The sequence below is a fragment of the Hyphococcus sp. D3-15 genome, from assembly GCF_055809375.1.
On record NZ_CM147910.1, the window covers coordinates 2208839 to 2235221 of the forward strand.

At 59.2% G+C, this 26383-nt stretch carries 18 protein-coding genes, 1 pseudogene and 1 riboswitch; of the genes and pseudogenes, 14 read left to right on the forward strand and 5 right to left on the reverse strand.

The features are described 5' to 3' along the window. Window positions 1-432: 432 nt before the first annotated feature. Entirely contained in the window at window positions 433-2001 is a 1569-nt protein-coding gene (locus AC0L8G_RS10955) for a GmrSD restriction endonuclease domain-containing protein (protein ID WP_473384231.1), read from the forward strand. Between the two features lie 231 nt (window positions 2002-2232). On the opposite strand, the pseudogene uvrB reads toward AC0L8G_RS10955, so the two are convergent. Then, window positions 2233-4508: pseudogene (gene uvrB, locus AC0L8G_RS10960) on the reverse strand (excinuclease ABC subunit UvrB). 264 nt (window positions 4509-4772) lie between these two features. Between uvrB and AC0L8G_RS10965 the strand changes: the two are divergent. Continuing rightward, window positions 4773-5294 (forward strand): Hcp family type VI secretion system effector, encoded by a 522-nt coding sequence (locus tag AC0L8G_RS10965; protein ID WP_473384232.1) that lies wholly within the window; start codon window positions 4773-4775, stop codon window positions 5292-5294. A 48-nt stretch (window positions 5295-5342) separates the two neighbouring features. On the opposite strand, the gene AC0L8G_RS10970 is transcribed toward AC0L8G_RS10965, so the two are convergent. The 4 genes from AC0L8G_RS10970 to AC0L8G_RS10985 form a co-directional block, all read right to left on the reverse strand. After that, window positions 5343-6263, reverse strand: coding sequence for a transglutaminase family protein (locus AC0L8G_RS10970; RefSeq protein ID WP_473384233.1), 921 nt, complete (start codon window positions 6261-6263; stop codon window positions 5343-5345). A 100-nt stretch (window positions 6264-6363) separates the two neighbouring features. Next, window positions 6364-7305, reverse strand: a complete 942-nt coding sequence (locus AC0L8G_RS10975; RefSeq protein ID WP_473384234.1) for an alpha-E domain-containing protein — start codon at window positions 7303-7305, stop codon at window positions 6364-6366. Further along, the gene (locus tag AC0L8G_RS10980; RefSeq protein ID WP_473384235.1) at window positions 7305-8747 is read right to left on the reverse strand and encodes a circularly permuted type 2 ATP-grasp protein; all 1443 of its coding nucleotides are present in this window, start codon (window positions 8745-8747) and stop codon (window positions 7305-7307) included. The genes AC0L8G_RS10975 and AC0L8G_RS10980 overlap by 1 nt, the downstream gene beginning before the upstream one ends. Before the next feature lie 262 nt (window positions 8748-9009). Continuing rightward, entirely contained in the window at window positions 9010-9771 is a 762-nt protein-coding gene (locus tag AC0L8G_RS10985; protein ID WP_473384236.1) for a TorF family putative porin, read from the reverse strand. A 345-nt stretch (window positions 9772-10116) separates the two neighbouring features. Between AC0L8G_RS10985 and AC0L8G_RS10990 the strand changes: the two genes are divergently transcribed. From AC0L8G_RS10990 to AC0L8G_RS11045, 12 genes are all read left to right on the forward strand, one after another. Continuing rightward, entirely contained in the window at window positions 10117-10455 is a 339-nt protein-coding gene (locus tag AC0L8G_RS10990; protein WP_473384237.1) for a P-II family nitrogen regulator, read from the forward strand. 21 nt (window positions 10456-10476) lie between these two features. Beyond that, window positions 10477-11796, forward strand: a complete 1320-nt coding sequence (locus AC0L8G_RS10995; protein WP_473384238.1) for an ammonium transporter family protein — start codon at window positions 10477-10479, stop codon at window positions 11794-11796. Between the two features lie 33 nt (window positions 11797-11829). Further along, a complete protein-coding gene (locus AC0L8G_RS11000) occupies window positions 11830-13260 on the forward strand; it encodes an NAD(P)-dependent oxidoreductase (RefSeq protein ID WP_473384239.1) in 1431 nt (476 codons plus the stop codon). Window positions 13261-13306: 46 nt separating this feature from the next. Next, window positions 13307-17821, forward strand: coding sequence for a glutamate synthase large subunit (gene gltB, locus AC0L8G_RS11005; protein ID WP_473384240.1), 4515 nt, complete (start codon window positions 13307-13309; stop codon window positions 17819-17821). 72 nt (window positions 17822-17893) lie between these two features. Beyond that, window positions 17894-19078, forward strand: coding sequence for an LL-diaminopimelate aminotransferase (locus AC0L8G_RS11010; RefSeq protein ID WP_473384241.1), 1185 nt, complete (start codon window positions 17894-17896; stop codon window positions 19076-19078). A gap of 26 nt (window positions 19079-19104) precedes the next feature. Then, entirely contained in the window at window positions 19105-20367 is a 1263-nt protein-coding gene (locus AC0L8G_RS11015; protein ID WP_473384242.1) for a SulP family inorganic anion transporter, read from the forward strand. A gap of 100 nt (window positions 20368-20467) precedes the next feature. After that, window positions 20468-20591, forward strand: a riboswitch (SAM riboswitch). A 99-nt stretch (window positions 20592-20690) separates the two neighbouring features. Continuing rightward, window positions 20691-21464, forward strand: coding sequence for an alpha/beta fold hydrolase (locus AC0L8G_RS11020; RefSeq protein WP_473384243.1), 774 nt, complete (start codon window positions 20691-20693; stop codon window positions 21462-21464). Window positions 21465-21507: 43 nt separating this feature from the next. Beyond that, on the forward strand, window positions 21508-21687 hold the full coding sequence (locus AC0L8G_RS11025; protein WP_473384244.1) for a hypothetical protein: 180 nt from the start codon (window positions 21508-21510) through the stop codon (window positions 21685-21687). Then, window positions 21684-22910, forward strand: a complete 1227-nt coding sequence (metB, locus tag AC0L8G_RS11030) for a cystathionine gamma-synthase (RefSeq protein ID WP_473384245.1) — start codon at window positions 21684-21686, stop codon at window positions 22908-22910. The genes AC0L8G_RS11025 and metB overlap by 4 nt, the downstream gene beginning before the upstream one ends. Window positions 22911-22912: 2 nt before the next feature. Next, window positions 22913-23932, forward strand: a complete 1020-nt coding sequence (locus tag AC0L8G_RS11035; protein WP_473384246.1) for a homoserine dehydrogenase — start codon at window positions 22913-22915, stop codon at window positions 23930-23932. 11 nt (window positions 23933-23943) lie between these two features. Continuing rightward, entirely contained in the window at window positions 23944-25104 is a 1161-nt protein-coding gene (gene proB, locus AC0L8G_RS11040) for a glutamate 5-kinase (RefSeq protein ID WP_473384247.1), read from the forward strand. Continuing rightward, window positions 25104-26375 (forward strand): glutamate-5-semialdehyde dehydrogenase, encoded by a 1272-nt coding sequence (locus AC0L8G_RS11045; RefSeq protein ID WP_473384248.1) that lies wholly within the window; start codon window positions 25104-25106, stop codon window positions 26373-26375. Before proB ends, AC0L8G_RS11045 begins: the two co-directional genes overlap by 1 nt. The last annotated feature ends 8 nt before the right edge of the window (window positions 26376-26383 follow it).

Here is a 26383-nt window from a genome sequence, read left to right on the forward strand (position 1 = left end):
TCGGTTTGGGGTTATCCTCGACCGGCCCGCAGCGCCCCTTCTTTACGCGCGGACACATCATCCCCGCTCACCCCGACGCAAGTCGGGGCCCAGAACAGACAAAAAAGCCGGGCTCCGCCCGACATTGTTTCTTTAGCTGGGTCCCGGCCTTCGCCGGGATGAGCGGGTGGAGAGTTTTGCGCGCACTCTTCTAGTCCCCGTTTACGGGGTGATTGGGGTTAGGGTCCCAATCAACGTGGCCAGCCGCTTTTACGGCTGGACGAAGGGGGCGAGGCCGGAACCGTAGGGCGGGTCTTGGCCCGCCGTTTATGCATGAATCGCAGAGGTGTTGATGATTGGCGGGCTGAAGGCCGCCCTACAGCGCGGCTAATACTTGATGTATTATGTAAAATCAGAATTATGTAAAATAATACAAATATAGAATGAGGCGTTATGGCTGAACAAGTTATTTTGGATGCGATGATAAAAAGGGAAGATTTTGCGGTAAAGTCTGAGCAGTCAGACTCTCCAGAACCGATTAAAACGCTCTCAATTGAAACACTTTCCAGTACTGGAATGCTCGTACCTCTTTTGCGAAAGCCCGACTTTCAACGTGAGACCAATCACTGGACACCTAAGCAAGTAGTATCCTTCCTTGAAAGTTATCTCGATAATGAACTTATCCCATCGATCATTTTGTGGCAGTCAGAGTCATTTGTGTTCGTAATTGATGGTGGACATAGGCTGAGTGCGTTGCGAGCCTGGATTGAGGATGACTATGGAGATGGAAACGTTTCACGGAAATACTTTGAAAACGAACTTAACGCTGCTCAGAAGCGTACCGCCAGTAAAACGCGAAAATTATTAGAAGACCGCATTGGTAAGTATAGCACCATCAAAGACGCGCTAATTAACCCGGATAGCCATACAGATATAGAAAAGCTTAGAGCGCGACGAATGGCAACGCGCTCTTTGACCTTGCAATGGGTTACGGGTGATGCCGATAAAGCTGAAACCAGCTTTTTCAAAATTAACACCCAAGGAACTCCGCTGGATAAAACTGAAGAAACGTTGTTGCGAAACCGCAAGCGTTCTGTAGCAATCGCTGCGAGGTCTATTGTGAGAGCCGCAACCGGACATAAGTATTGGTCCAAATTTTCGGATCAGACACGCGAGCAAATTGAGGAGAATGCAAAAGCACTCCATGCGGCGCTTTTCAATCCCGAAATTGAGCGCCCAATAAAGACGATCGATTTGCCGGTGGGAGGTGCCAAATCGCCTATTTCGGCTCTAGATTTATTGATGAATTTGATTTGCGTTACAAATGGCGCTGTTGGCGAAGTGCGAAAATCTATTAATAGCTTTGATCTCGATCCTGATGGGACGCGGACTGTAAAAGTACTGGACGATTGCTATAGGGTTGTGCGCCGAATTTCTGGAAACCATGCCTCAAGCATGGGGCTCCATCCTGCAATTTATTTTTATTCTGAAAGAGGGCGGCACATTCCATATTTGCTACTTGGAATGCTACTTTTGGTGCGTAAAAAGGTGCAGAATAACGACAACACATTTTTTAAAAAGTTTTCTAGCGCGAGAGAGAGTCTAGAGACATATTTAGTTGAAAATAAAGGACTGCTGACGCAAGCGCTTCAATTGGCGCTCAGTTCGCAACGAATTGAGAGGTCATCCGATGTTTTCGAGTATTTAATCAAGAATTTTTCTTCTGGGGATGAAGTTACGGACGAGGGAATGGTATCTGTGATAGCACCAAATTCTGTATCTAAGCTTCTTGCCGTGACGGAGGGGCCAAAGTCCAAGAAGATTACGAGTGATACTAAATCAGCAGTGTTTATTAAGAAAGCGCTTGAGACTTCAATGCGATGCCCAGTATGCAAAGGACATATTGATACAGGCAAGTCTATTTCATACGATCACATACAGCGAGTGCGCGAAGGAGGAGATGGTAGGGATAAAAATGTCCAGATCACTCATCCTTATTGTAACACCGGAGTGAAAAACTAGCGGCAGAGAGTGCTGGGATTTATCTATGATCACTCAAGCTGCAATTTGGGTTACGCGATAAATGTTCAAAATGCGCTCCCATCTGTTGTGATGCGCGATGAGGTCGAACATTCTTGTTGCACTCAATGCAACGAAAATCATGCTTGGATTCTTGTTTAGAATCGCGAAGGGACAGTGCATCTTCAATGGAAGTTCGTTTTCCATTGAGTAGGCATACGGTCGATTTAGCCATTATCTTTTTCTCCCCTTCGCACCCTTCGGCTTGCTCCGGATATTGCTCACCGTGCCCTCGGACTTCGTTATCCGCCCTTCCGAGCCTTTTGAAATGCGTGTTTCAATATCGCTTTGACGCGCAAGCGGATCATCCGCCACGGCGAGCTCCACTTCCTGAAGTCTCTTCATTTCGTCGCGCAGGCGCGCGGCGGTTTCGAATTCGAGATTGGAGGCGGCCTCGCGCATTTCCTTTTCAAGCTGCGAGAGCACGGTCTTGAGGTTGTGGCCGGCGCCCGCAAAGTCGGCGCCGCCCTCGGCAAAGCCAGCCGCCATTTCGCCCCCATGAGAATGGCGAACGTTTTTGTGGCCCACAAAGGTCTGGCCCATGGCGGCTTTTGCGCCTTCATCGTCGCTGTCGGCGATCTCTGCGATTTTCGCCTTGGTCGATTCCGGCGTGATGCCGTGCTCCTTGTTATGGGCGAGCTGTTTTTCGCGGCGCCGGTCGGTTTCGCCAATCGCCCGCTCCATGGAGCCGGTGATTTTATCCGCATAGAGAATGACCCGGCCGTCCACATTGCGCGCCGCGCGCCCGATGGTCTGGATCAGCGAGGTTTCCGAGCGCAAAAAGCCTTCCTTGTCGGCGTCTAGGATCGCGACGAGCTGGCATTCGGGAATGTCGAGCCCTTCACGCAACAGGTTGATGCCCACCAGCACGTCAAAGGCGCCGAGGCGCAGGTCGCGGATAATCTCGATCCGCTCCAGCGTGTCGATATCCGAATGCATGTAGCGCACGCGCACGCCCTGTTCATGCATATATTCGGTAAGGTCCTCGGCCATGCGTTTGGTCAGCGTGGTGACCAGCACGCGCCCGCCTTTTTGCGCGATGGCCTTGCATTCGGCGATGACGTCATCGACCTGGTTCGATTTCTCGCCCGTCACCGGGCGTACCTCGACCACAGGGTCCACAAGACCTGTCGGGCGGATCACCTGTTCGGTGAAGACGCCGCCGGTGCGTTCCAGCTCCCAGTCGCCGGGCGTCGCGGAAACATGCACCGTCTGTGGGCGCATCTTTTCCCATTCCTCGAATTTCAACGGCCGGTTGTCCATGCAGGAGGGCAGGCGGAAGCCATATTCGGCGAGCGTTTTTTTGCGATTGAAGTCGCCGCGGAACATCGCGCCGATCTGCGGCACCGTGACATGGCTTTCATCGCAGAAGATCAGCGCGTTTTCCGGGAGATATTCGAACAGCGTCGGGGCGGCTCGCCGGGCTGTCGCCCGGTGAGATAGCGCGAATAGTTTTCAATGCCGGCGCAGGCGCCCGTCGCCGCCATCATTTCAAGGTCGAACTGCACACGCTGGTCAAGGCGCTGGGCTTCGAGCAGGCGGCCTTCCTCGCGCATGAAGGGCAGGACCTCGTTGAGCTCCTTCTTGATGCCGTTGATCGCCTGGGTCAGGGTCGGGCGCGGCGTCACATAGTGGGAGTTGGCGTAGAGCGTCACCTCTTCAAGGTCGTCGGTCTTCTGCCCGGTCAGCGGGTCGAATTCGGATATCGACTCGATTTCATCGCCGAACATGGAAACCCGCCAGGCGCGGTCTTCATAGTGCGCCGGAAAGATCTCGATCGTGTCGCCGCGCGCCCGGAAATTCCCGCGCGCGAAGGCGGCGTCATTGCGCTTATATTGCAGCGCCACGAGGTCGGCGAGCAGCTTCTTGCGCTCCAGCGTCTGGCCAAGCTTTAAGGAGAAGGTCATCGCCGTATAGGTCTCGACCGAGCCGATGCCGTAAATGCATGATACCGAGGCGACGATGATCACGTCGTCGCGTTCCAGCAGCGCGCGGGTGGCGGCGTGGCGCATGCGGTCGATCTGTTCGTTGACCGAGGATTCCTTCTCGATGTAAGTGTCCGTACGCGGAACATAGGCTTCCGGCTGGTAATAGTCGTAATAAGAGACGAAATATTCGACGGCGTTATCGGGGAAGAACGCCTTGAACTCGCCATAGAGCTGCGCCGCGAGGGTCTTGTTGGGCGCGAGGATAAGCGCCGGGCGCTGCGCCGCCTCGATGATCTTGGCCATGGTGAAGGTCTTGCCGGTGCCGGTCGCGCCGAGCAGCACCTGGTCCCATTCGCCATTCCTGACGCCCTCGGTCAGCTCCGGGATCGCGGTGACCTGATCGCCCGCCGGCTCATAGTCCGAGACCACGCGCAGGGGCCGCGACTTGCCCGACTTGGCCGGGCGTTCGGGCCGGTGCGGCGTCCATTCCGACAGCTGCACCTTGTCGTGATAGGCGGTCATCGCCTCGGAAAAGCCGCCCGGCGTGATGTCCGCCGCATCCGTCGTGGGTTGCGGTTTCGGGCGCTTGGCCTTCGGGTCGTATCCCGCCCGGTGCTTTGGGTTGGGCTTGGGATCGGTTGCGGAGTCTGATTTTGTTTCGCGGGGCATCACGCGAACATAATGCGAACTTCCGGAAAGGGAAGGGGGCTTAGAACCCTCTTGTCAGGGGTTGTGGCGCGGGTCAGCATGATGCCGCGGAATTACGATTTCACCGGAGGGAGAACCATGAAAATCCAATCATTCCTGGCGACGATGCTGGCCGCTGCTTTGCTGACGGCGCCTGCCCATGCGGGCGGCTATATGAAGATCCCGGATATTGCCGGCGAATCTCAGCGGCGCGGGCATGAAAAGGAGATCGTCATCGATCATGTCCGTTACGGCGTTGCCGGACCGGCGCGCGCTGCAGTCGGGTCGGGCCGCATGAGGGCCCGGGCGCAGGCTGGCGACTTTGTCGTGAGCAAGGCTGTGGACGCCGCAAGCCCGTATATTACGCTGGCCGCGTTCCAGCAGAAATCGTTCGACGAAATTGAAATTGCGATGACCCGGCCGGCATCCGGCGGCGCCGAGCGGCAATATTACACCATCACCTTGACCAATGTGGTGATCAGCAATGTGGAGACGGATATCTCAGAATCCGGCGAAACGTCCGAGCTGGTGAAATTCTCCTATGAGAAGATCAACATCATCTACGCCACCGGGGCCGGTGATGAACATGAGATCGAATATGATGTCGCCAGCGGCGTTTGACGCCCTGCGCCGGCGCGGCGCGAACCGCGCGCCCGCCAGCTTCCGCGCCTAGCTGTAAAGCGTCGGCGCCAGCGCCAGCACCTGCACATCGACTTCCATGCCGGTGAAGGCGTTGCCGGCGCCCTTGAAGGAGCCCTTCAGGGGAATCGCTTGCGACGGCGTGCGGGCGACGCCGGTGCGGATGAGATTGCCGCTGGCGATCAGGCCGTTGGTGGGGTCGAATTCGATCCAGCCGGCGCCGGGCAGGAACACCTGCACCCAGGCATGGGTCGCGCCCGACCCTTGCAGCGCGCCGCTCTGGCTGGTCAGCGGATCATAGAGATAGCCGGTGACGAAACGCGCGGCGAAACCGAGTTCGCGCACCGCTTCCATCATCAAGACGGCGAAGTCGCGACAGGAGCCGTGTCCTAGCGCCACTGTATCATGCGGCGCCTGAATGCCGGGCTCTTCGCGGCGGCGATAGTCGAAGGTTTGGTGGATGGTGTTGTTGATCAGCTCCAGCACAGTCCAGGTGTGACCGTTCGCTTGGCGCAGCAATTGATTGGCCCAGTCCTTCACGGTCTCGCCGGCGCGATCATATTCCGGCCTGATCAGCGCTTCGAGATCGATCGCCTGTTCCGCCGGATAGGCGAAAGGATAGGTTTGCGCGAAAGGGGCGATCGGAAAAACCGGCGAATGGATCGTTGAGCGAATGACGTTGAACACGCAGGCGATTTCCAGCGATGTCGATTTCGGCGCATCCGAAAAATCCAGAATGACTTTCGAATTCGAAAACACGTCATGCACCCAGTGCTGGGGCGCATAGGGCTCTGTGGTGACTTCAAACGAGGTCAGCCGCAGGTCATTGCTTTCATGGGGCCGAAACATGGCGTGATGCGGGCCGAAGGCGACCGGCGTTGCATAATGGTAGCGCGTCGTGTGGCGCACCTGCAGGATATCCGTGCTGACATTCGGTTTGGGGACGTTCATGTTCAGGCTCAACGCTACTTTGGCGGTCGTCTAATCGGGGCGTCGCCATTATCGTGGCGGCGTCCTGACGACCGGTTAACGAATTTCGGCGATTCGCCGCTCAGGCGGGGGCAAAGTAGCGCTCAATGAGCGCGTTGGCGAGCGCGATAATTTCCCGCTGCACCTGGTCCAGATGGCGGTGCAGGGAGCGCCCGGAAAGCCGGGCCGGCGGGGCGGCCAGCCGTTCCCGCAGCGCTTCGGCGGCGCGGGCGACCTCCGGGCCGGGCCGGGCGTCGAAATCCGCTTCAAGCCGCGCGAGCTGGTAGCACGCTGCATCAGCCGCATTCGTCACAGAGAGCGGCAAGTGCTTGTCGCAAATAAGAAATTTGGCCGCATCCGCAGGGTCTGCATTAAAAGAATAACGGCGCTGGAAGGCGTGATAGCCGGAGGCGGAGCGGAGCAGCGTGTTCCACCAGGTCACGTCCGGCGGCGCGGCCTGATCGTCATCGTCGCGATCGAAGCGGAAATATTTGATGTCGATGAGGCGGGTCGCCTGGTCAGCCCGCTCCAGCGACGCTCCGAGCTGCTGGAAGCGCCAGACCTCGTCGCGATAGCAGGTGGCGTCTAGGACGCCGCGCAGGGTGCAGCAGCCATCGCGAATATCGCCGCAGATTTCGCTGAGGCGGGACAGGGCGAAGCGGCGCTTTTTGAGGGCGGAGACGCTCTCATGAAAGAGCGAAACCTGACGCCAGCTTTCGGTGCTGAGCAGGTGGCGCAGTGAGCGCGCATTCTCTTTCATCATGGTCGCGGCATAAACGATGGAGTTCGTGTTCTCGGCGTCAGCGAGATAGAACCGCGCGACGTTAATCGCGGTCAGCGGCTTGCCGCGTTTGGCGAATTCCTCTGAATCCGAAAACACCGACAGGATCGGCGCCCAGGCTTCGTCGCTTTCCTGATCGGCGGCGAAGCTTTCGGTCACCAGCAACAGCCGGGCGAGGCTTTCGGCTCGTTCAAGGTACCGGCCCATCCAGAATGCGTTTTCGGCGAAGCGGGACAAAAGCATCAGCGCATCACCCAGGTGTCTTTGGAGCCGCCGCCCTGTGAAGAGTTGACGATGATCGATCCCTCGCGCATGGCGACGCGCGTCAGCCCGCCGGGCAGAACCCACGGCTCCTTGCCGGTCAGCACAAAAGGACGCAGATCCACATGCCGGGCCCTGAGGCCCGCCTTGGTCAGGGTCGGCGAAACGGAAAGCTGGATCATTGGCTGGGCGATGTAGTTTGACGGGTGTTTTTTCAGCTCCCGGCGCGCCGCCGCCAGTTCCGCCTTGCTGGCCTTTGGGCCGATGACAATGCCATAGCCGCCGGACTCGCCCACCGGTTTCACAACCAGTTCTTCGAGATGCTCAAGCACATAGGCGAGGGCGTCTTTTTCGCGGCAGATATGGGTCTCCACATTATTGAGGACCGCTTCTTCGCCGAGATAGTAATCGATGATGCGCGGCATATAGGCGTAAACCGCCTTGTCGTCGGCGACGCCAGTGCCGACCGCATTGGCGATGCCGACCTTGCCGGCCTTGAGCGAGCGCATCAGTCCCGGCACGCCAAGCATGGAATCCTTGCGGAACACTTCGGGGTCGAGAAACTCGTCGTCAATGCGGCGGTAAATCATATGCACCCGCTCAAGCCCGCAGATCGTCTTCATATAGACGCGGTCCTGTTCGTCGACGATCAGGTCGCGCCCTTCGACCAGGGGCACGCCCATTTCCCGGGCGAGAAACACATGTTCGAAATAGGCGGAATTGAAGACGCCCGGCGTCAGCAGGACAACTTGCGGGTTATGATAACGCCCGGGCGCGGTTTCCACGAGCGTTCCTTTAAGGCGTTTGCCATAGTCGGAAACCGGCATCACCTTGACCCCTTCCATCAGGTCGGGGAAGGAGCGCATCATCAAATGGCGGTTTTCAATGACGTAGGACACCCCTGACGGCGACCGGCAATTGTCTTCAAGGACCAGGAATTCGCCATGCTGATCGCGGATCAGGTCAACGCCGCTAATATGGGTGTAGGTATTGTGGGGCAGCTTCACCCCGATCATTTCCTTGCGGAAATTCTTGTTTCCGGTGACCAGCGCCCTCGGAATGATCTTGTCTTTCAGGATCTTCTGCTTGCCGTAAATGTCGGTGAGAAAGGCGTTGAGAGCGGTGACGCGCTGCTGGCAGCCCTTTTCGATCTTCTTCCAGTCGGCCTGGGATATCTGCCGGGGGATTGGGTCAAAGGGCAGGATGCGGTCGATGGCGCCTGAGTCGGAATAGACCGTGAAGGTAATGCCAAGATTACGCAATTCGCGCTCCGCCGCGGCGTTGCGCTGGTTGAGCGTGCGGATTTTGTAACGGGAAAGTTTCTTCGCCAGCGGGTTTCGGGGGAGTTTGCCGTTAGCGGCCCCAAAGATTTCGCAAAAATTGCCATCAGGATCATAACCCTGAAACGCGTCGCTTTTCTTCATAGGCGAAAACCTAATTCATTCCGCAACTTATAGCAATCGATAAGCGACTTTAGCACTGCTTTCAGATTACCGCCCTTTCGCGGGCGCCCGAGTGAGCCGAGGCGATGCATTCATTATACGGATGAAGTGGAAGGGGAAAAGATGCAAGGGCTGGATACAATCATGGCCGGCGAACCCCCGCCGGCCATGATCGATTGCGCTAGAGAACAAGTTCCCGCGCGAGGCGCCCCCGATGCGCCCGTAGTCTTTGGTCGGCCGTCCGTTAGAAGGACGAGCTGAAGCCGACGCCAGCCCAGAAACCGCTGGACTTGTAAGTGCCGGTGAAAGTGTCGTCGATTACCGAACCGCCCGGAATGTCCGAACCGCCATAGCGTACGCCGACATACATCGAGCCATTGTCGGAAACCGCATAGGACACGTTTGCCGAAGCTGTGCCGTAGAGGTAATCGGTGCCGCCTGTGTCGTCGATGACATAGCCGATATAGCCGCCCAGATCGAAGCTGGTGCTTTCAGACAGCGGGTAGGAATAAGACGCGTTGCCCTGAACTGTCGTCGTGTCGAGCATGATGTCGTGGTAAAGGTAGATAGAAGGCGCGAGCGGCACGTCGAACGAAAGGCCGATATAAGGCTCGATCGTATTGCCGCCTGTTTCGCCCTGATCTTCTTTCCAGAGGTCGCCAAAACCGCTCGTCGCGTCCGGGAACATGTAATAGGTGATGCCGATATCATAGCTGATGATGTCGTTCACCGGGGCGCTGTAGCCGCCAACGAGGTCAAGCTCGTCGCCATATGGCTGAAGCGGCGGACCATCATTGTCGCCAATCGGCAGGTTCAGCCAGGCGGTGAGATAGAAGCCGTCCTTGGACAGCGTAACCGAAGGCTGGAAGCTCGTTCCTGCGAATTCAAATCCACGGAACAGGTATTTCGATTCAAAAGCGACCGTGGTCGACACCTCAAGCGGATCAGCAGCTGCAGGAAGCGCAACGGTTGAAAGGGCAAGGGCGCATGCGAGCGAGCGCATCATAGACTCCTCCTTTTTTGCTCGTCTTTTCTAGAAACGAGGTATGCGGAACAACACAGTTTGTTTACGGATAAAGCTTGTCCAAGTTTATTGCGACGCACAATAACATTTTTGCAACAGCCGCGAGGAACCTCGAAAAATGCACGAATAACATTGAAAACTGGAATAATATTACAACCTAATGGCATAAAACGCTAAAATGGGTGCGATTTTTTCGCTACTGCAGCAAATAGCAGTTGCGTGACAGATTCATGATTGTTAGCGTTGCTCACGAATCGGCGTCGCTTGTCTGACTTAGGGCCAGCAGTCTAGGCGCCGAATTGAAGAGTGCGGGAAAGGGGCTAAAAAATGAAATACATAATAGCTGTAGTAAAGCCGCATCGTCTGGATGAGATCAGGACCGCCCTGACCTCTATAGGCGTGGAAGGCATGACGGTATCAGAAGTCAAAGGCTTCGGTCGGCAAAAGGGCCATAGCGAAGTCTATCGCGGCGCGGAGTACAGCGTCGATTTCGTGCCGAAGGTGAAACTGGAAATCGCTGTCGAAGCAAGTCAGGCGGCGAAAGTCGTCGAGACAATTCGCGACTCGGCGAAGACCGACCGGATCGGCGATGGCAAGATCTTCGTTCTGGATCTCGAAGACGCGGTGCGCGTGCGCACTGGCGAAAGCGGCGCGGCGGCGCTTTAGAACAAGAACAGGAAAATCAACATGAAAAAGAAACTGTCTCTCGCCGCAGCAAGCGGCGCAGCGCTGGTGATGATTGCGCCAGCTTTCGCTCAGGAGGCCGCTGAAGCTGTTGCGGCGCCGGCCGCTGCTTCCGACACGTCGGTCTTCGTTTTGAACACGCTCTTGTTCCTCGTCATGGGCATGGTCGTCATGTTTATGGCGGCGGGCTTTTGCATGCTCGAGGCCGGGCTGGTGCGCTCCAAAAACGCAGCGACGATCTGCCTTAAAAACATCGCCCTTTATTCGATCGCCGGGCTGATGGTGTATTTCATTGGCTACAACCTGATTTACGGAATCGCCGAGGGCGGCGTGATTGCGCCTTTCGACTTCTTCTGGGGCGCGGATGACTCCGATCCGGTCGGCGTCGGCTATGGCGCGCATTCCGACTGGTTCTTCCAGATGGTGTTCGTGGCGACGGCGGCGTCCATCGTTTCGGGCACGCTCGCCGAGCGCATCAAGCTCTGGCCGTTCCTGATTTTCACCGCGATCCTGACCGGCTTTATCTACCCGATCCAGGCTTCCTGGGAATGGGGCGCAGGCTGGCTTGATGCGAAAGGCTTTTCCGATTTCGCCGGTTCGACGCTTGTGCACTCCACAGGCGGTTGGGCGGCGCTTGCGGGCGCCATCGTGCTCGGCCCGCGCATCGGCAAATATGTCGGCGGCAAGGTCGCGCCTATTCCGGGCTCCAATCTGCCGCTCGCCACATTGGGAACGTTCATTCTGTGGCTCGGCTGGTTCGGCTTTAACGGCGGTTCGCAGCTTGCGCTGGGCACCATCGATGACGCCATTTCAGTTGGCCGGATTTTCGTCAACACCAACACGGCCGCTTGCGCCGGTGTTGTCACGGCGATGATCGCCACCCAGCTTGTCTACAAGAAAGTCGATCTGACGATTGTCTTGAACGGCGCGATCGGCGGTCTTGTTTCGATCACGGCGGAACCGCTGGCGCCAACCATCGCTTTGTCAATTTTCATCGGCGCGGTCGGCGGCTTGATCGTCACCTTTGCGGTGCCGGTGCTCGACAAGTTCAAGATTGACGATGTTGTCGGCGCGATCCCGGCGCACCTGCTTTGCGGCATCTGGGGCACGGTCATCGTGCCGCTTTCCAACGCTGACGCGACTTACGCCGTGCAGCTCCTGGGCATTGTTGCGATTGGTGTTTTCGTGTTCACGGTTAGTATTTTGTGCTGGCTGGCGCTGAAATACACGGTTGGCATCCGCGCAAATGAGGAAGATGAGCGTCTTGGCCTAGACAAATCCGAACTAGGACTTGAAGCTTATCCAGAATTCTCTAAAGGCTGATTTCGACATTAGGAGGCTCTCATTTCTGAGCGCATGTTGAAATTCGTCTCGCGTGACCGTGAGACCCCCAAGAAACGAAATCCCGGCGAGCGTCGCCGGGATTTTGATGAGATCTATGCGCGTTTCGCCAAAGATCGTGCGGCCGCGCAGGCCAGCCGCTGCTCGCAATGCGGCGTGCCGTTCTGTCAGGACCATTGCCCGCTGGGCAACGACATTCCCGACTGGCTGAAGCTGGTCGCCGAAGGCCGTCTTGAAGAAGCCTATGCGGTTTCATCCGCGACCAACAACATGCCGGAAATCTGCGGGCGCATCTGTCCGCAGGACCGGTTATGCGAAGGCTCCTGCGTTATCGAACAGTCCGGGCACGGAACGGTTACGATTGGCGCGGTCGAGCAATATATTACCGAAAACGCCTGGGATCAGGGCTGGATCAAGCCGCTCAAACCGACGGCCGAGCGCGAACAGTCTGTCGCTGTCATCGGCGCGGGACCGGCCGGGCTCGCCGCTGCTGAAGAACTGCGCCGCGATGGCTTCCAGGTGCAGGTTTACGATCGTTATGACCGGACCGGCGGCTTGCTGGTTTACGGCATCCCGAATTTCAAGCTCGACAAGCATGTGGTTGCGCGCCGCGCGGACTATCTTGAAAAGAGCGGCATTACATTCGTCCACAATGTGGATATCGGCAAAGACATCTCCTTTGCTGAACTGCGCGCCAAGCATGATGCAGTGCTGGTGGCGACCGGTGTATACAAGGCGCGCGATCTGGTCTGTCCGGGTTCGGGCAATGCCGGCGTTGTCGCGGCGCTTGATTATCTCACCGCCTCGAACCGCAAAGGCTTGGGCGATGCTGTCAGCGACTATGACAGCGGCGCGCTGAATGCTGAGGGCAAAAGCGTCGTTGTCATCGGCGGCGGCGACACCGCCATGGATTGCGTGCGCACCGCCGTGCGCCAGGGCGCGAAATCCGTCACCTGTCTTTATCGCCGCGATAAAAAGAACATGCCGGGTTCGGCGCGTGAAACCGCGAATGCCGAAGAAGAGGGCGTGATCTTTGAATGGCTTGCTGCGCCGAAAGCCGTGCGCGGCGATGCCGCGCGCGCCAATGGCATTCGCGTTGCGCGCATGGAGCTCGGGAGCCCGGACGCGTCCGGCCGCCGTGCGCCGGTTGAAGTTGACGGTTCTGAGTTCGAGCTTGAGGCGGATCTGGTCATCAAGGCGCTGGGTTTTGAACCGGAAGACATGCCGGCGTTGTTTGACGCGCCGGAGTTGAAGACGACCGCCTATGGCACTTTGCGGGTCGATGCGGAAACGCTCGAAACCGCGCTGCCGGGCGTGTATGCTGCGGGCGATATCGTTCGCGGCGCGTCGCTCGTGGTGTGGGCGATTGTGGATGGCCGGAAGGCCGCGGCGGCGATCGCCAAGCGGTTGAAAGCGACGCGAACGCGTCCTCTCGCCGCCGAATAAACCGCCGCCACGCCGACCCGTAACAACAAAATAGAAGACCAAAACGATGACTGACAGCGTATCAACCTATCTGCGCCGCCGCGAGCACCTGACCCAGTCCGGTTCTTATGAGCCATCGTCTGAGCGTGATGCGTGCGGCGTTGGTCTGGTTGTCGCGCTTGACGCCAAGCCGCGCCGCGAGATTGTCGATATGGCGATCGCCGCGTTGAAGGCGGTCTGGCATCGCGGCGCCGTTGACGCTGACGGCAAGACCGGCGACGGCGCCGGCATCCGTTTGAACGTGCCGCAGGGATTGTTCCGCGCTTTTGTCGAGCGCACCGGTCATCAGGCGGGCGAGGAAGATATTTGCGTCGGCATGGTGTTCCTGCCGCGCACCAATTTCGGCGCGCAGGATGCTGCCCGCGCCATTGTCGAGTCGGAAATTCTGCGCCGCGGCTTTTACATTTATGGCTGGCGGCAGGTGCCGGTGCAGGCCCGTGTGCTCGGCGCCAAGGCGAACGCCACACGGCCAGCGATTGAGCAAATCCTGTTCTGCGATCCGAAGGGGCGCGACCCGGAAGAGCTTGACCGGATTTTGTATGTCACCCGCCGCTGCATTGAAAAGCGCGCGCGCGAGCAGGGGCTGCACGAGCTTTATGTCTGCTCGCTCTCTTCGCAGGACATCGTTTATAAAGGCATGTTCCTCGCGGAAGAGATCGATAATTTCTATACGGATTTAAAAGACGAGCGGTTCATCTCGCGGGTCGCAATCTTCCACCAGCGCTATTCCACCAACACCTTTCCGGAATGGCGCCTCGCGCAACCCTTCCGCATGCTCGCCCATAATGGCGAGATCAACACGCTGAAGGGCAACGTCAACTGGATGAAGAGCCATGAAATTCCCATGGCGGCGGAAATCTTCGGCGATGAGGGCGAGCATATCAAACCGGTGATCCAGCCGGGCTCTTCGGATTCGGCGACGCTCGATCAGGTGTTTGAACTGCTGGTGCGGGCAGGGCGCTCGGCGCCGATGGCGAAGACCCTGTTGATCCCCGAGGCATGGTCGAAGCGCCTCGGCACCATGCCGGAAAAACGCCGCGCGCTTTACGAATATTGCAACTCCGTGATGGAGCCATGGGACGGACCGGCCGCCATCGCCGCCTATGACGGCAAATGGGCGATTGCCGGGCTTGACCGCAATGGCTTGCGCCCGCTGCGCTACGCCATCACCGATGACGGCATTCTCGCGGTCGGGTCGGAAACCGGCATGTGTCCGCTGGAAGGGCGCGAAGTCAAAAAACGCGGCGCGCTTGAACCCGGACGGATGATCGCCGTCGATCTTGAAACCGGCGAATATTTCGGTTCGGACGAAGTGGTCGACATGCTCGCCGATAAGCATCCGTATACGGAATGGCTTGAAAACGTCGTCGAGCTGGAAATGAAAGTCGGCCCGGGCCCCGAAGAGGGGGTGTATGAGGGTGAAGATCTGCTGCGCCGTCAGGGCGCTGCGGGCTATGATCTCGAACAGCTTGAGCTGATCCTGCGTCCGATGGTGGAAGACGCCAAGGAAGCAATCGGCTCCATGGGCGATGATTCACCGATTGCGGTGCTTTCAGAATCCTATCGGCCGCTGTCGCATTTTTTCCGTCAGAATTTCAGCCAGGTCACAAACCCCCCGATTGATCCGTTGCGCGAAGACGGTGTGATGAGCCTCAAGACCCGGTTCAAGAACCTCGGCAATATTCTGGTTACGGACAAAACCCAGACCGACGTGTTCGTGCTGGAAAGCCCGATCCTGACCAATGGCATGTTCACCCGGTTGTGGGACTATCTCGACACCAAGATTGTCGAAATCGACTGCACCTATGATGTGAGAGACGTCAAAAATAATGGCGAAGCGTTGAATGCCGCGCTCACGCGCATCCGCAAGGAAGCCGAAGACGCGGTGAAGGACGGCGCCGGTTCGGTTGTGTTGACCGACGAGCATCAAGGGCCGGGCCGCGTCGCCGTGCCGATGATCCTTGCCGCCGGCGGCGTGCATGCGCATCTGACCAAGGTCGGCGTCCGGACCTATTGTTCGATTATCGTGCGCTCCGCCGAATGCGTCGATTCCCATTACGCCGCCGTCCTGATCGGCGTCGGCGCGACGGTCGTGAACCCTTACCTCGCCTTTGACTCGCTGGCGCAAGCCCATGCGCAGGGGCGCTTTGAAGGCGTCACGCTTGGCGCATGCGCTTACAACTACAAAAAGGCGCTCGAAGCCGGCTTGCTCAAGATTATTTCGAAAATGGGCATCTCCGTCATCTCCGCCTATCGCGGCGGCTGCAACTTCGAAGCGCTCGGACTGTCGCGCACGCTGGTGCAGGAATTCTTCCCGGGCATGACCAGCCGGATTTCGGGCATTGGTCTAGCCGGCCTTGAAAAGAAATCGGCCGAGCTGCACGCCAAGGCTTGGGACAGCGCGGCGACGCGTTTGCCGGTTGGCGGATTTTACCGTCATCGCCGTCGCGGCGAGCATCATGTGGTGGAGGCTGATCTTGTCGCCGATCTGCAGCAGGCCGTGCGCAATGACGACGCCGCCGCTTATGCGCGTTATTCGACCGCGCTGAAAAACCAGCCGCCGGCGCAAATCCGCGATCTGGTGGAGGCGCGCCCGCTCGCCGATCCGATCGGCGTCGACAAGGTTGAGACCGCGAACGACATCCGCCGGCGTTTTCTCACCCCCGGCATGTCGCTTGGCGCATTGTCGCCAGAGGCCCATGGGGCGCTCAACATCGCCATGAACCGCATCGGTGCGAAGTCGGTGTCGGGCGAGGGCGGCGAAGTGCCGGAACGCTATCTGCCGATGCCGAATGGCGATAACGCCAACTCTGCGATCAAGCAGGTTGCTTCAGGTCGTTTCGGCGTGACGGCGGAATATCTCAATCAGTGCCGTGAGTTGGAGATCAAAGTTGCGCAAGGGGCCAAGCCCGGCGAGGGCGGTCAGCTTCCCGGCTTCAAGGTCACCGAGTTCATTGCGCGCATGCGCCATTCCACCCCCGGCGTGACGCTGATCTCGCCGCCGCCGCATCACGATATCTATTCCATCGAGGATCTGGCGCAGCTTATTTACGACTTGAAACAGATCAACCCGATCGCGCGGGTGTGCGTGAAGCTGGTTTCCGCTTCCGGCATTGGCGCGATTGCCGCCGGCGTCGCGAAAGCCAAAGCCGATGTGATTTTGATCTCCGGCAATGTGGGCGGCACCGGCGCTTCGCCGCAAACCTCGATCAAATTCGCCGGCGCGCCATGGGAGCTTGGTCTGTCCGAAGCCCACCAGGTGCTGACGCTGAACAATCTGCGCGAAGGCGTGACCTTACGCACCGATGGCGGCATCCGCACCGGCCGCGATGTTGTCATCGCGGCGATGCTTGGCGCCGAAGAATATGGCATCGGCACGGTGTCCTTGCTGGCGCTTGGCTGTTTGATGGTGCGTCAGTGCCATTCCAACACCTGCCCGGTCGGCATCTGCACCCAGGATGACGCCTTGCGCGCGCGCTTTACGGGGCTGCCCGAGCATGTGGTGCATCTGATGACCTTTATCGCCGAGGAGACCCGGCAGATCCTCGCCTCGCTCGGCGCTGAATCGCTTGAGGATGTGATCGGTCGCGCCGATCTGCTTGATCAGGTGTCTCGCGGCGCCCAGCATCTCGACGATCTCGATCTCAACCCGATCCTGACGCTGGTTGACGCCGGCGAACGTCCGAAACGCTCTAAGCGCACGGGCCGCAAGGAAGTCACAGACACGCTCGATCAGCGCATGGAGCCGGATCTCGCGCCGTTTTTCGAGCGCCGGGAGAAAGTGCAGCTTTCCTATCCGGTGAAAAACACCGACCGCGCCATTGGCGCGCGGACATCGTCTTTCATCGTGCGCAATTACAAGCGCGAGGAACTGACCGAAGATCATGTGACGCTGCGCCTGAAGGGCTCCGCCGGTCAGTCGCTCGGCGTCTTCTCGACTTACGGTCTCAAGATCATCGTTGATGGCGACGCAAATGACTATGTGGGCAAGGGGCTTTCCGGCGCGACGCTGGTCGTGCGTCCTGCCGATGTGAATTCCACTGCCAATGACGCGGTGATCGGCAATACCTGCCTTTATGGTGCGTCATCCGGCGCGCTGTTTGCAGCAGGCCGGGCGGGTGGTCGCTTCGCGGTCAGGAACTCCGGCGCGATCACCGTTGTCGAAGGCTGTTCGGCCAATGGCTGCGAATATATGACCGGCGGCGTCGCCGTGATCCTTGGCAGCGTCGGCGCCAATTTCGGCGCCGGGATGACAGGCGGCCGCGCTTATGTGTTTGACGAGCTCGGCGATTTTGAAAGCTCGGTGAACCCGGAAAGCATCGTGCTGCGCGGTTTCCTCGACGGCGAAGATGATCAGGAATGCATCGGTCTTATTGAACGTCACTGGCGCGAAACCAGATCCCGCCGGGCGCGCGACATTCTCGATGACTGGGCCAACGCCCGCACCAAATTCTGGGTGGTCGAGCCGCGCGAAATCCTCGCGCGCCAGAAGCAGATTGCGGACGCCGCCAAATCAGCGTGATCTTTTAGCGAAAGTGCGACTTGTCATCACCGGGCAAGTCGGTGATGACGGGACAAACAACGCAGTGCGCACATGACCAACCCAGAAGAATTCCACCGCATCAAACAGCTTCCTCCTTATGTGTTTGAGGAGGTCAACAAGCTGAAGGCGCAGCTGCGCGCCCAGAAACGCGACATTATCGATCTCGGCATGGGCAATCCGGACATGCCGACCCCGCCGCATATTGTCGACAAGCTGATCGAGACGGTGAAAAACCCGAAGTCACATCGCTATTCGGTGTCGCGCGGGATCATCGGCTTGCGCCGCGCCATGGCGCGCTATTATGAGCGCCGCTTCAATGTGAAGTTGAAGCCGGAAACCGAAATCGTCGCCACCATCGGTTCGAAGGAAGGCTTCGCCAACCTCGCCCAGGCGATTACCGGGCCGGGCGATGTCATCCTCGCGCCGAACCCTGCCTATCCGATCCACGCTTTCGGCTTCATTATCGCTGGCGGGGTCATCCTGCCGGTTCCGGCGCCGTCGCCGGAAGCCTATTTGTCGGGCCTCTCCGAAGCCATCGGCAGGGCGCATATGAAACCGCGCGCCATGGTGCTCAACTATCCGTCAAACCCGACGGCGCAGACGGTCGGTCTCGATTTCTACAAGGACGCGGTCGCGCTGGCGAAGAAGCACGACATCATCATTCTGTCCGACCTTGCCTATGGCGAAATCTATTTCGGCGATGAGCCGCCGCCCTCGATCCTTGAGGTTGAAGGCGCGAAAGACATCGCAGTTGAGATCAATTCACTGTCAAAGACATTCGCCATGGCCGGCTGGCGCGTCGGTATGGCGGTCGGCAATGAACGGCTGATCAACGCGCTGGCGCGGGTGAAATCTTATCTCGACTATGGCGCCTTTACGCCGGTGCAAGTGGCCGCCGTCGCTGCGCTGGATGGTCCGTGGGAATGCGTCGAGGAAATCCGCGCCATCTATAAACGCCGGCGCGACACGCTGGTCGAGCATTTCTCCATGGCGGGCTGGGACATTCCGACGCCGGAAGCCTCGATGTTCGCCTGGGCGGAGATTCCGGAAAAGTATAAATCTCTCGGCTCGGTTGAGTTCGCCAAGATGCTGATGGAGCGCGCCGACGTCGCCGTCGCGCCGGGGCTGGGCTTTGGTGAGTTCGGCGAAGGCTATGTGCGCATCGGTCTCGTTGAAAACCAGCAGCGCATCCGTCAGGCTGCCCGAAATCTACGCAAGGTGTTTCAAGGGAATTAGCGGCTGAGCCGCGAGCGGCGATTACGATGAAGCCAAAAATCCTGACGACTCTGCAAGACTATTCGCTGAAGCTGTTCTGGGCTGACCTTTTCGCCGGTATTACCGTCGCCATGGTTGCGATGCCGTTGAGCCTCGCCATCGCCATCGCTTCCGGCGCAGATCCGTCCAAGGGCATCGTCACCGCCATTGTCGCGGGCTTCCTGATTTCTGCGCTGGGCGGCAGCCGGGTGCAGATCGGCGGACCGACCGGCGCTTTCATTGTCGTCGTCTACACGGTGATCGCAGAGCATGGCTATGACGGGCTGGTGCTCGCCACCTTTATGGCCGGGATCATCTTGTTGATAGCGGGCTTTCTGCGCGCCGGAAAGCTGATCGCTTTCGTGCCGGAGGCTGTGGTCAACGGCTTCACCATCGGCATTGCGATCATCATCGCCTCAAGCCAGTTGAAAGATTTGCTGGGCCTTACTGCGCAAGAAGTTCCTGTGGCGTTTTTTGAAAAATGGCCGGTCTTGTGGGCGGCGCGCGACAGCGCCAGCGCCGCCGCCTTCGGGCTTGGGCTTGCGACGATAGTGCTGATCGCGGGCTTGCGCCGCCTTGCGCCCAAATTGCCGGGGCTGATCGTCGCCGTCGCGGCGACCTCTGCGATGGTCGCGATCTGGTCGCTGCCGGTGGATACGATCGCCTCGCGCTTTGGCGCGCTGCCGAGCCATTTGCCGATGCCTTCCTTGCCGGTCATGTCCTATGACCGTGTCCTCGAATTACTGCCATCGGCATTTGTGATCGCCTTTCTCGCGGGCGTTGAATCGCTGCTCTCGGCCATGGTCGCCGACAAGATGACCAGCGGCCGCCATCGTCCGAATGCGGAGGTTCTGGCGCAGGGCGCGGCGAATATCGGTTCGGCCTTGTTCGGCGGCTTGCCCGCGACCGGCGCGATTGCGCGCACCGCGACCAATATCAGGGCAGGGGGCAAAACTCCGGTGGCGGGGATTGTTCACGCCGCGACCATCCTGATTGTCATGCTGGTCGCCGCGCCGCTGGCCGGCTATCTCGCCATGCCGGCGCTGGCGGGGCTGTTGCTGCTCACCGCCTGGAATATGAGCGAGCCGCATAAATGGCGCAGCTATTTGTCGGCGCCGCTAGGCGACAAGGCGGTGCTGCTGGTGACGCTGATCCTGACGGTCGCCGCCGATCTCACCATCGCCATCGGGGTCGGGGTTTCGCTGGGTCTTGCGATCCGCCTCCAGCGCCGCAATGTCCCGCCCGCCGACTGGGAGACGCCAGAGCGCTGACCGGTGAAATGCTCTAGATGCGAAGCAATTTCTGCCAAATTTATGGTCCGCTTGAACTATCCTGTTGACGGCGCTGCATCCGCGAAGTACCACCCTCACTAACTCATCAAGACCAGCCGAGGGATAGGCCCTTTGACGCTGGGGCAACCGCCGAGAAGTTCTGACCGGACTTTTGGGAAAGGTGCCAATTCCTGCGGGAGGTTTTGCCTCCTGAGAGATGGGTCGGACGAAGCACGACGCCGAATGGCACAAAGTCGTCCGATTCAGGTCTCTCAAGCGAATTTCCGGATCGAGTTGAACGGGTTTACGCGGAGAGGCTGAGCATGTCAGCAGCGACAAAAGAACGGACGGAAAAAGGCGCGAAGAAAAAATCGCAGCCCTTTTGCGACGTCACGGTGTTTTTGCCGCCGGAGTTTGTTCTCGATAGCGGCGAAAGCCTGAGCCGTCCGGAGCTCAAGGTGCGCGTCTATGGCGACCTTGAAAAACCCGCGATTGCTGTCGCCGGCGGAATTTCCGCTGGCCGCGCTGTTGCTGACTGCAAGGATGGCGACGGCTGGTGGCGCAATATCGTGGCCCCTGGCGGCTATATCGATCTCGACCGGTTCTGTGTTGTCGGATTCGATTTCCTGCCTAATGTCGGGGAGACGGCCCGCACCATCACGACGCGCGACCATGCGCGCGCACTGGCCGACGCGCTTGATGTTGTGAATATCGAAAAGCTTTTCGGATTTGTCGGCGCTTCTTATGGCGGCATGATCGGTCTCGCCTTTGCGGAGCTGTTCCCGGCGCGGCTTGAAAAACTCTGCGCCATTTCAGCGCCGGACCGTCCGCATCCGTCAGCAACCGCGTTGCGCGGCGTGCAGCGCCGGATCATCGATTTCGCTATTAAGAATGGCGATGCGCAAGGCGGCGTGGCGCTCGCCCGCCAGCTCGCCATGGTGACCTACCGGACGCCGGAAGAATTCGGCGAGCGGTTTGACAGCACGCCCGGCGCAGCGGCCGGCGATACCTACGACGTGTGCGATTATCTCGTGGCGCGCGGCGGCGCCTATAATATGGACCCGCGCCGCTATGTGACGCTGTCCGATCTCGATTGACCGGCACCGCACCGATCTCGCCAAAATCACCGCGCAATCCCTTGTGATCGCCGCCGACAGCGACCGGCTGGCGCCGCTTGCCGATCTGAAGCGCCTCGCCGACGCATTGCGTGACTCCCGCTTTATCCAGATTTCATCGCTTTACGGTCATGACGCGTTTTTGAAAGAAACCACCGTCATTGGCCCGCATCTTAAAAATTTCCTTGAGGAGAATTTATCATGAGTGACGCTCAGCGCCCAGAAGGTCTGCGCCCGGAAACACTAATTGCCTCTGCCGGCGTCGCGACTGATCCTGCGTTTAACTCAGTCTCTCCGCCAATTCATCTTTCCGCGAATTACGCGTGGAACGATCCGCTGGAAAAGCCGCAATATGATTATGCGCGTTCCGGCAATCCCTCGCGCACGCAGCTTGAAGAAGCGCTGGCGCAACTCGAATCCGGCGCGCGCGGCGTGGTTGTTTCGTCCGGCATGGCGGCGCTCGATTTGATTTTGAATCTCGTCGATCCGGGCGAGATCGTGATCGCGCCGCATGATTGTTATGGCGGCACTCATCGTTTGCTGACCTCGCGCGCCAAGCGCGGCCAGTTTGAACTGGTTTACGCGAACCAGACTGATCCGGTTGAGCTGGCGGCGGCGTTTGAGCGCAAGCCGAAGCTGGTGCTGGTCGAAACGCCGTCCAATCCGTTGCTGCGGATTACCGACATTCGCGCCGTCGTCGAGCATGCGAAAAAATGCGGCGCGATCGTCGCGGCGGACAACACCTTCCTGTCGCCGGCGCTGCAGCGCCCGCTTGAGCTCGGTTGCGATATCGTCGTTCACTCAACGACCAAGTTCATCAATGGCCATTCCGATGTGGTTGGCGGCGCGGTGATCGCGAAAGATCAGGCGCTTGGCGACGAGCTTGCCTGGTGGGCGAATTGCACCGGCGTTACGGGCGCGCCATTCGATTCATTCCTCACCCTGCGCGGGCTGCGGACCTTGTTCCCGCGCATTGAGCGCCAGCAGGCGACCGCCGGCGATGTGGTCACGCAACTGGAAAAAGATCCTCGCGTGGCGAAGGTGTTCTATCCGGGCCTTGAATCGCATCCCGGTCATGAGATCGCCAAGGGCCAGCAGTACGGATTTGGATCAATGTTCTCTGTGGAATTCGCTGAGGGCGTCGATGTAATCGAATTGTTGCGTAAATTGAATTTATTCACTATCGCCGAATCGCTGGGCGGCTTTGAAAGCCTCGTCTGCACGCCATCCTGCATGACCCATGCGGCGATGACGCCGGAAGCGCGGGCGACCGCCGGCATTACCGACCGTCTTGTCCGGTTTTCCATCGGGCTTGAGCACAGTGATGATCTTGTGCGAGATATACAAACGGCGCTCGATGCTGCGGGGGAGGCAGGCGCTGGAAAAGTGGCGTATCTATCAAGTGGGGCGGCAAGCAAATGTGCCTAGATGTGGATGACAAGGTTAATACCGGCGGCGGTGAAGAGCTAAACGGGCCGAGACGCCTGCGCGTCGCTGTGGCCGGTCTTGGCGTTATTGGCGAAGGCGCAGCATTGCGTCTGGTCGAGCCGGAAACGGCTTATGTCCTGTGCGCTGCGCTGGTGAACAATCCTGACAAGGCCCGCGATGAGCGTCTTTCAGGACTTCGCACCTATTCCGATCCGAATGTGTTTCTCGTTGAACAGCCTGACGTGGTTATCGATGCGTTGCCATCTGGCGAAGCCGGCTTGCGCCTGATTGAAGCGGCGCTCGCGCGCGGCGTGCATGTGGTGACGGCCAACAAACAGGCGGTCGCCGGCAATCTCGCCCAGTTGCACAAACTCGCGCAGCAATCCGGCGCGATTTTTTCCTATTCCGCATCAGTCGGCGGCGGGTCTCCGATGGTTGAGACCGCGCGGCGCGCACGCGATGCGGGCGATGCGCGCGCAATTTCCGCGATCCTCAACGGCACGGTGAATTACATTCTTTCTGCGATGAAAGAAGGCGCGTCCTTTGAGGCCGCTATCAAAGATGCGCAGGATGCGGGCTTTGCAGAACCAGACCCGACGGCGGATCTTTCCGGCGAGGATGCGCGGGCGAAGATATCGATCCTGACCTATGAAGCCTTTGGCCGCGAATTCCCGCAGGACTCGATCCGGGTTGAGCCGCTGACCGCCGAACGGGCGGCCGAGTTCATCAAGATCGGCGGCGTGTGGAAGCAATTGTCGACGATCAAGAAGTCGCCCGATGGCGGCATCACCGCGCGCGTCCGCTTTGAGCGCGTCGACGATGATGAACTGTTTTCCGGCATCGCGGGCGAAGGCAACGCCTTGCGCATCGTCAACACCAATGGCGAGGCCTTCACCTGTGAGGGCAAGGGCGCCGGGCGCGCGCCCACGGTTGGCAGCATTTTCGCCGATCTTGAACGGATTGCATTGACCCCGCCGCCGGGTGGAGAAAAGTCTTTGCGCCGCATTCAGACATTCAGCTAAAAGCCGGTTCCATGGCCAATACACTGAATCAGAACGCAGCGCAGGGCGCCGCGTCTATGGCTGCGCATGCCGCCAAACGCCTTGTCATCAAGGTGGGCTCCGCAATTCTATGCGGTGCTGAGGGCGAGGTGCGCGAGCAGTGGCTGGCCAGTCTTGCAGGCGACATCGCCGCGTTGCGGGGCCAAGGCGTAGAAGTTGTGGTGGTGACGTCAGGCGCGATCGCTTTGGGGCGAAAGCGCCTCGGGCTTTCCGGCGCGCTGCGTCTCGACGAGAAACAGGCGGCCTCTGCGGCGGGACAGGCGGCGCTCGCCCAGGCGTGGCAACGCGCTTTCGCCGATCATGACATCGCCATCGCGCAGATTTTGTTGACGCTGGAAGATACGGAAAGCCGCCGTCGCTATCTCAATGCGCGCGCAACATTCCGTACGCTGCTGGATCTCGGCGCGCTGCCCTTGGTCAATGAGAACGACACGATCGCCACCAGCGAAATACGCTATGGCGACAATGACCGGCTCGCCGCCCATGTGGCGCAGCTGATCGAAAGTGATTTGCTGGTCATCCTGTCCGATATTGACGGTCTTTATACGGCGGACCCGCGTAAGGATTCTGCCGCCGAGCATATCGCGCTGGTTGAAGCGATTACGCCGGAGATCGAGCGTAGCGCGGGCGGGGCCAATCAGAATGCCGGTGTCGGGTCCGGCGGCATGGCGTCAAAAATCGCCGCCGCGAAAATCGCCGGCAGCGCCGGTTGCGCCACCATAATCGCGTTGGGCGCAGTGGATCATCCGGTCAGGGCGGTGCTTGACGGCGGGGCGGCGACGCTGCTGCGGTCGGCGACGACCCATGAAGGCGCGCGGCGGCAATGGATCGCCGGGCGGTTGAAGCCCACAGGGCGGATCACGATCGACAAGGGCGCTGCAAAAGCGCTCAAATCCGGCGCAAGCCTGCTGCCGGCGGGGGTGACCTCTGTTGAAGGCGCCTTTGCGCGCGGCGATGCGGTTGAGATCGTCACAGTCGATGGCGACCATGTGGGGCAGGGCCTCATCGCTTTTGACGCCGGGGATGCGCGCAAGATCGCCGGCGCGAAGTCAGACCAGATCGAGGCGCTGCTCGGCTATCGCCGCCGCCCGGCCATGGTCGAAAAAGACGATTTGATTTTGAGGAGCGAATAATGACCGAGGACCATTCGCTGACTGACTATATGGAAACGCTCGGGGTGAAGGCGCGCGCGGCGTCGCGGATTATGGCGTCCGCATCGAGCGAGCAAAAAAATTCGGCGCTCGCCAAGGCGGCGGAGCTGATCCACGAACGCTCCGGCGGCATTCTGGAAGTGAACGCGGCGGAACTGTCCGCCGCCAAGGCGCGGGGCACGGAGCCTGCGTTCCTCGATCGTATGGCGCTGAACCCCGAACGCATTGAAGGCATGGCGCAGGCGCTGGAAGATATCGCCAAACTTGACGATCCGGTGGGCAAGTCGATTTCAAAATGGTCGCGGCCCAATGGTTTGGAGATCGAGCGCGTCAGAACGCCGATTGGCGTCATTGCGATGATTTACGAAAGCCGCCCGAACGTCACTGTCGATGCGGCGGCGATTGCGGTGAAGGCCGGGAATGCGGTGATCCTGCGCGGCGGGTCGGAATGCATCAAAACATCGAAGGCGTTGTTCGATTGTTTCCATGACGCGATGGGCGTCGCCGGTTTGCCTGATGGGGCGGCGCAGTTTGTCGAAACCACAGACCGCGCGGCGGTTGGCGCGATCCTGTCCGGGCTTGGCGGGCGCATTGATCTTGTCATCCCTCGCGGGGGCAAGTCGCTGGTGGCGCGGGTGCAGGAAGAGGCGCGGGTGCCCGTCCTGTCGCATCTCGACGGGGTCTGTCATGTCTATGTGGATCGCGACGCCGATATTCAAAAAGCCGTCGACATTGCGGTGAATTCCAAGATGCGGCGCACCGGCGTTTGCGGCGCCATGGAAACCCTGTTGATCGATAAGGAGATCGCAGCGGAGGCGTGGCCGCCCATCGTCGCGGCCTTGCGCAAACAAGGATGCGAGCTCCGCGGCGGCAAGGAATTGCGGAAGATCGATCCGACCGTGGTTCCCGCCACCGAAGAAGATTTTTATACGGAATATCTCGCGCCGATCCTGTCTATCGCGGTTGTGGACGGGGTCGCCGGAGCGATCGCTCATATTGCGAAATATGGCTCCAGCCACACGGATTCCATCGTCACCGAGAATGAAGACACCGCAAAGCGTTTCCTCGCCGAAGTCGACAGCGCCATCGTCATGCACAACGCCTCGACGCAATTCGCCGATGGCGGCGAGTTCGGCCTTGGCGCGGAGATCGGCATCGCCACCGGCAAGCTCCATGCGCGCGGTCCGGCCGGGGTTGAAGAGCTGACGACCTACAAGAACGTCGTGCGCGGTACCGGACAGGTTCGTCCCTAATGAGGCGC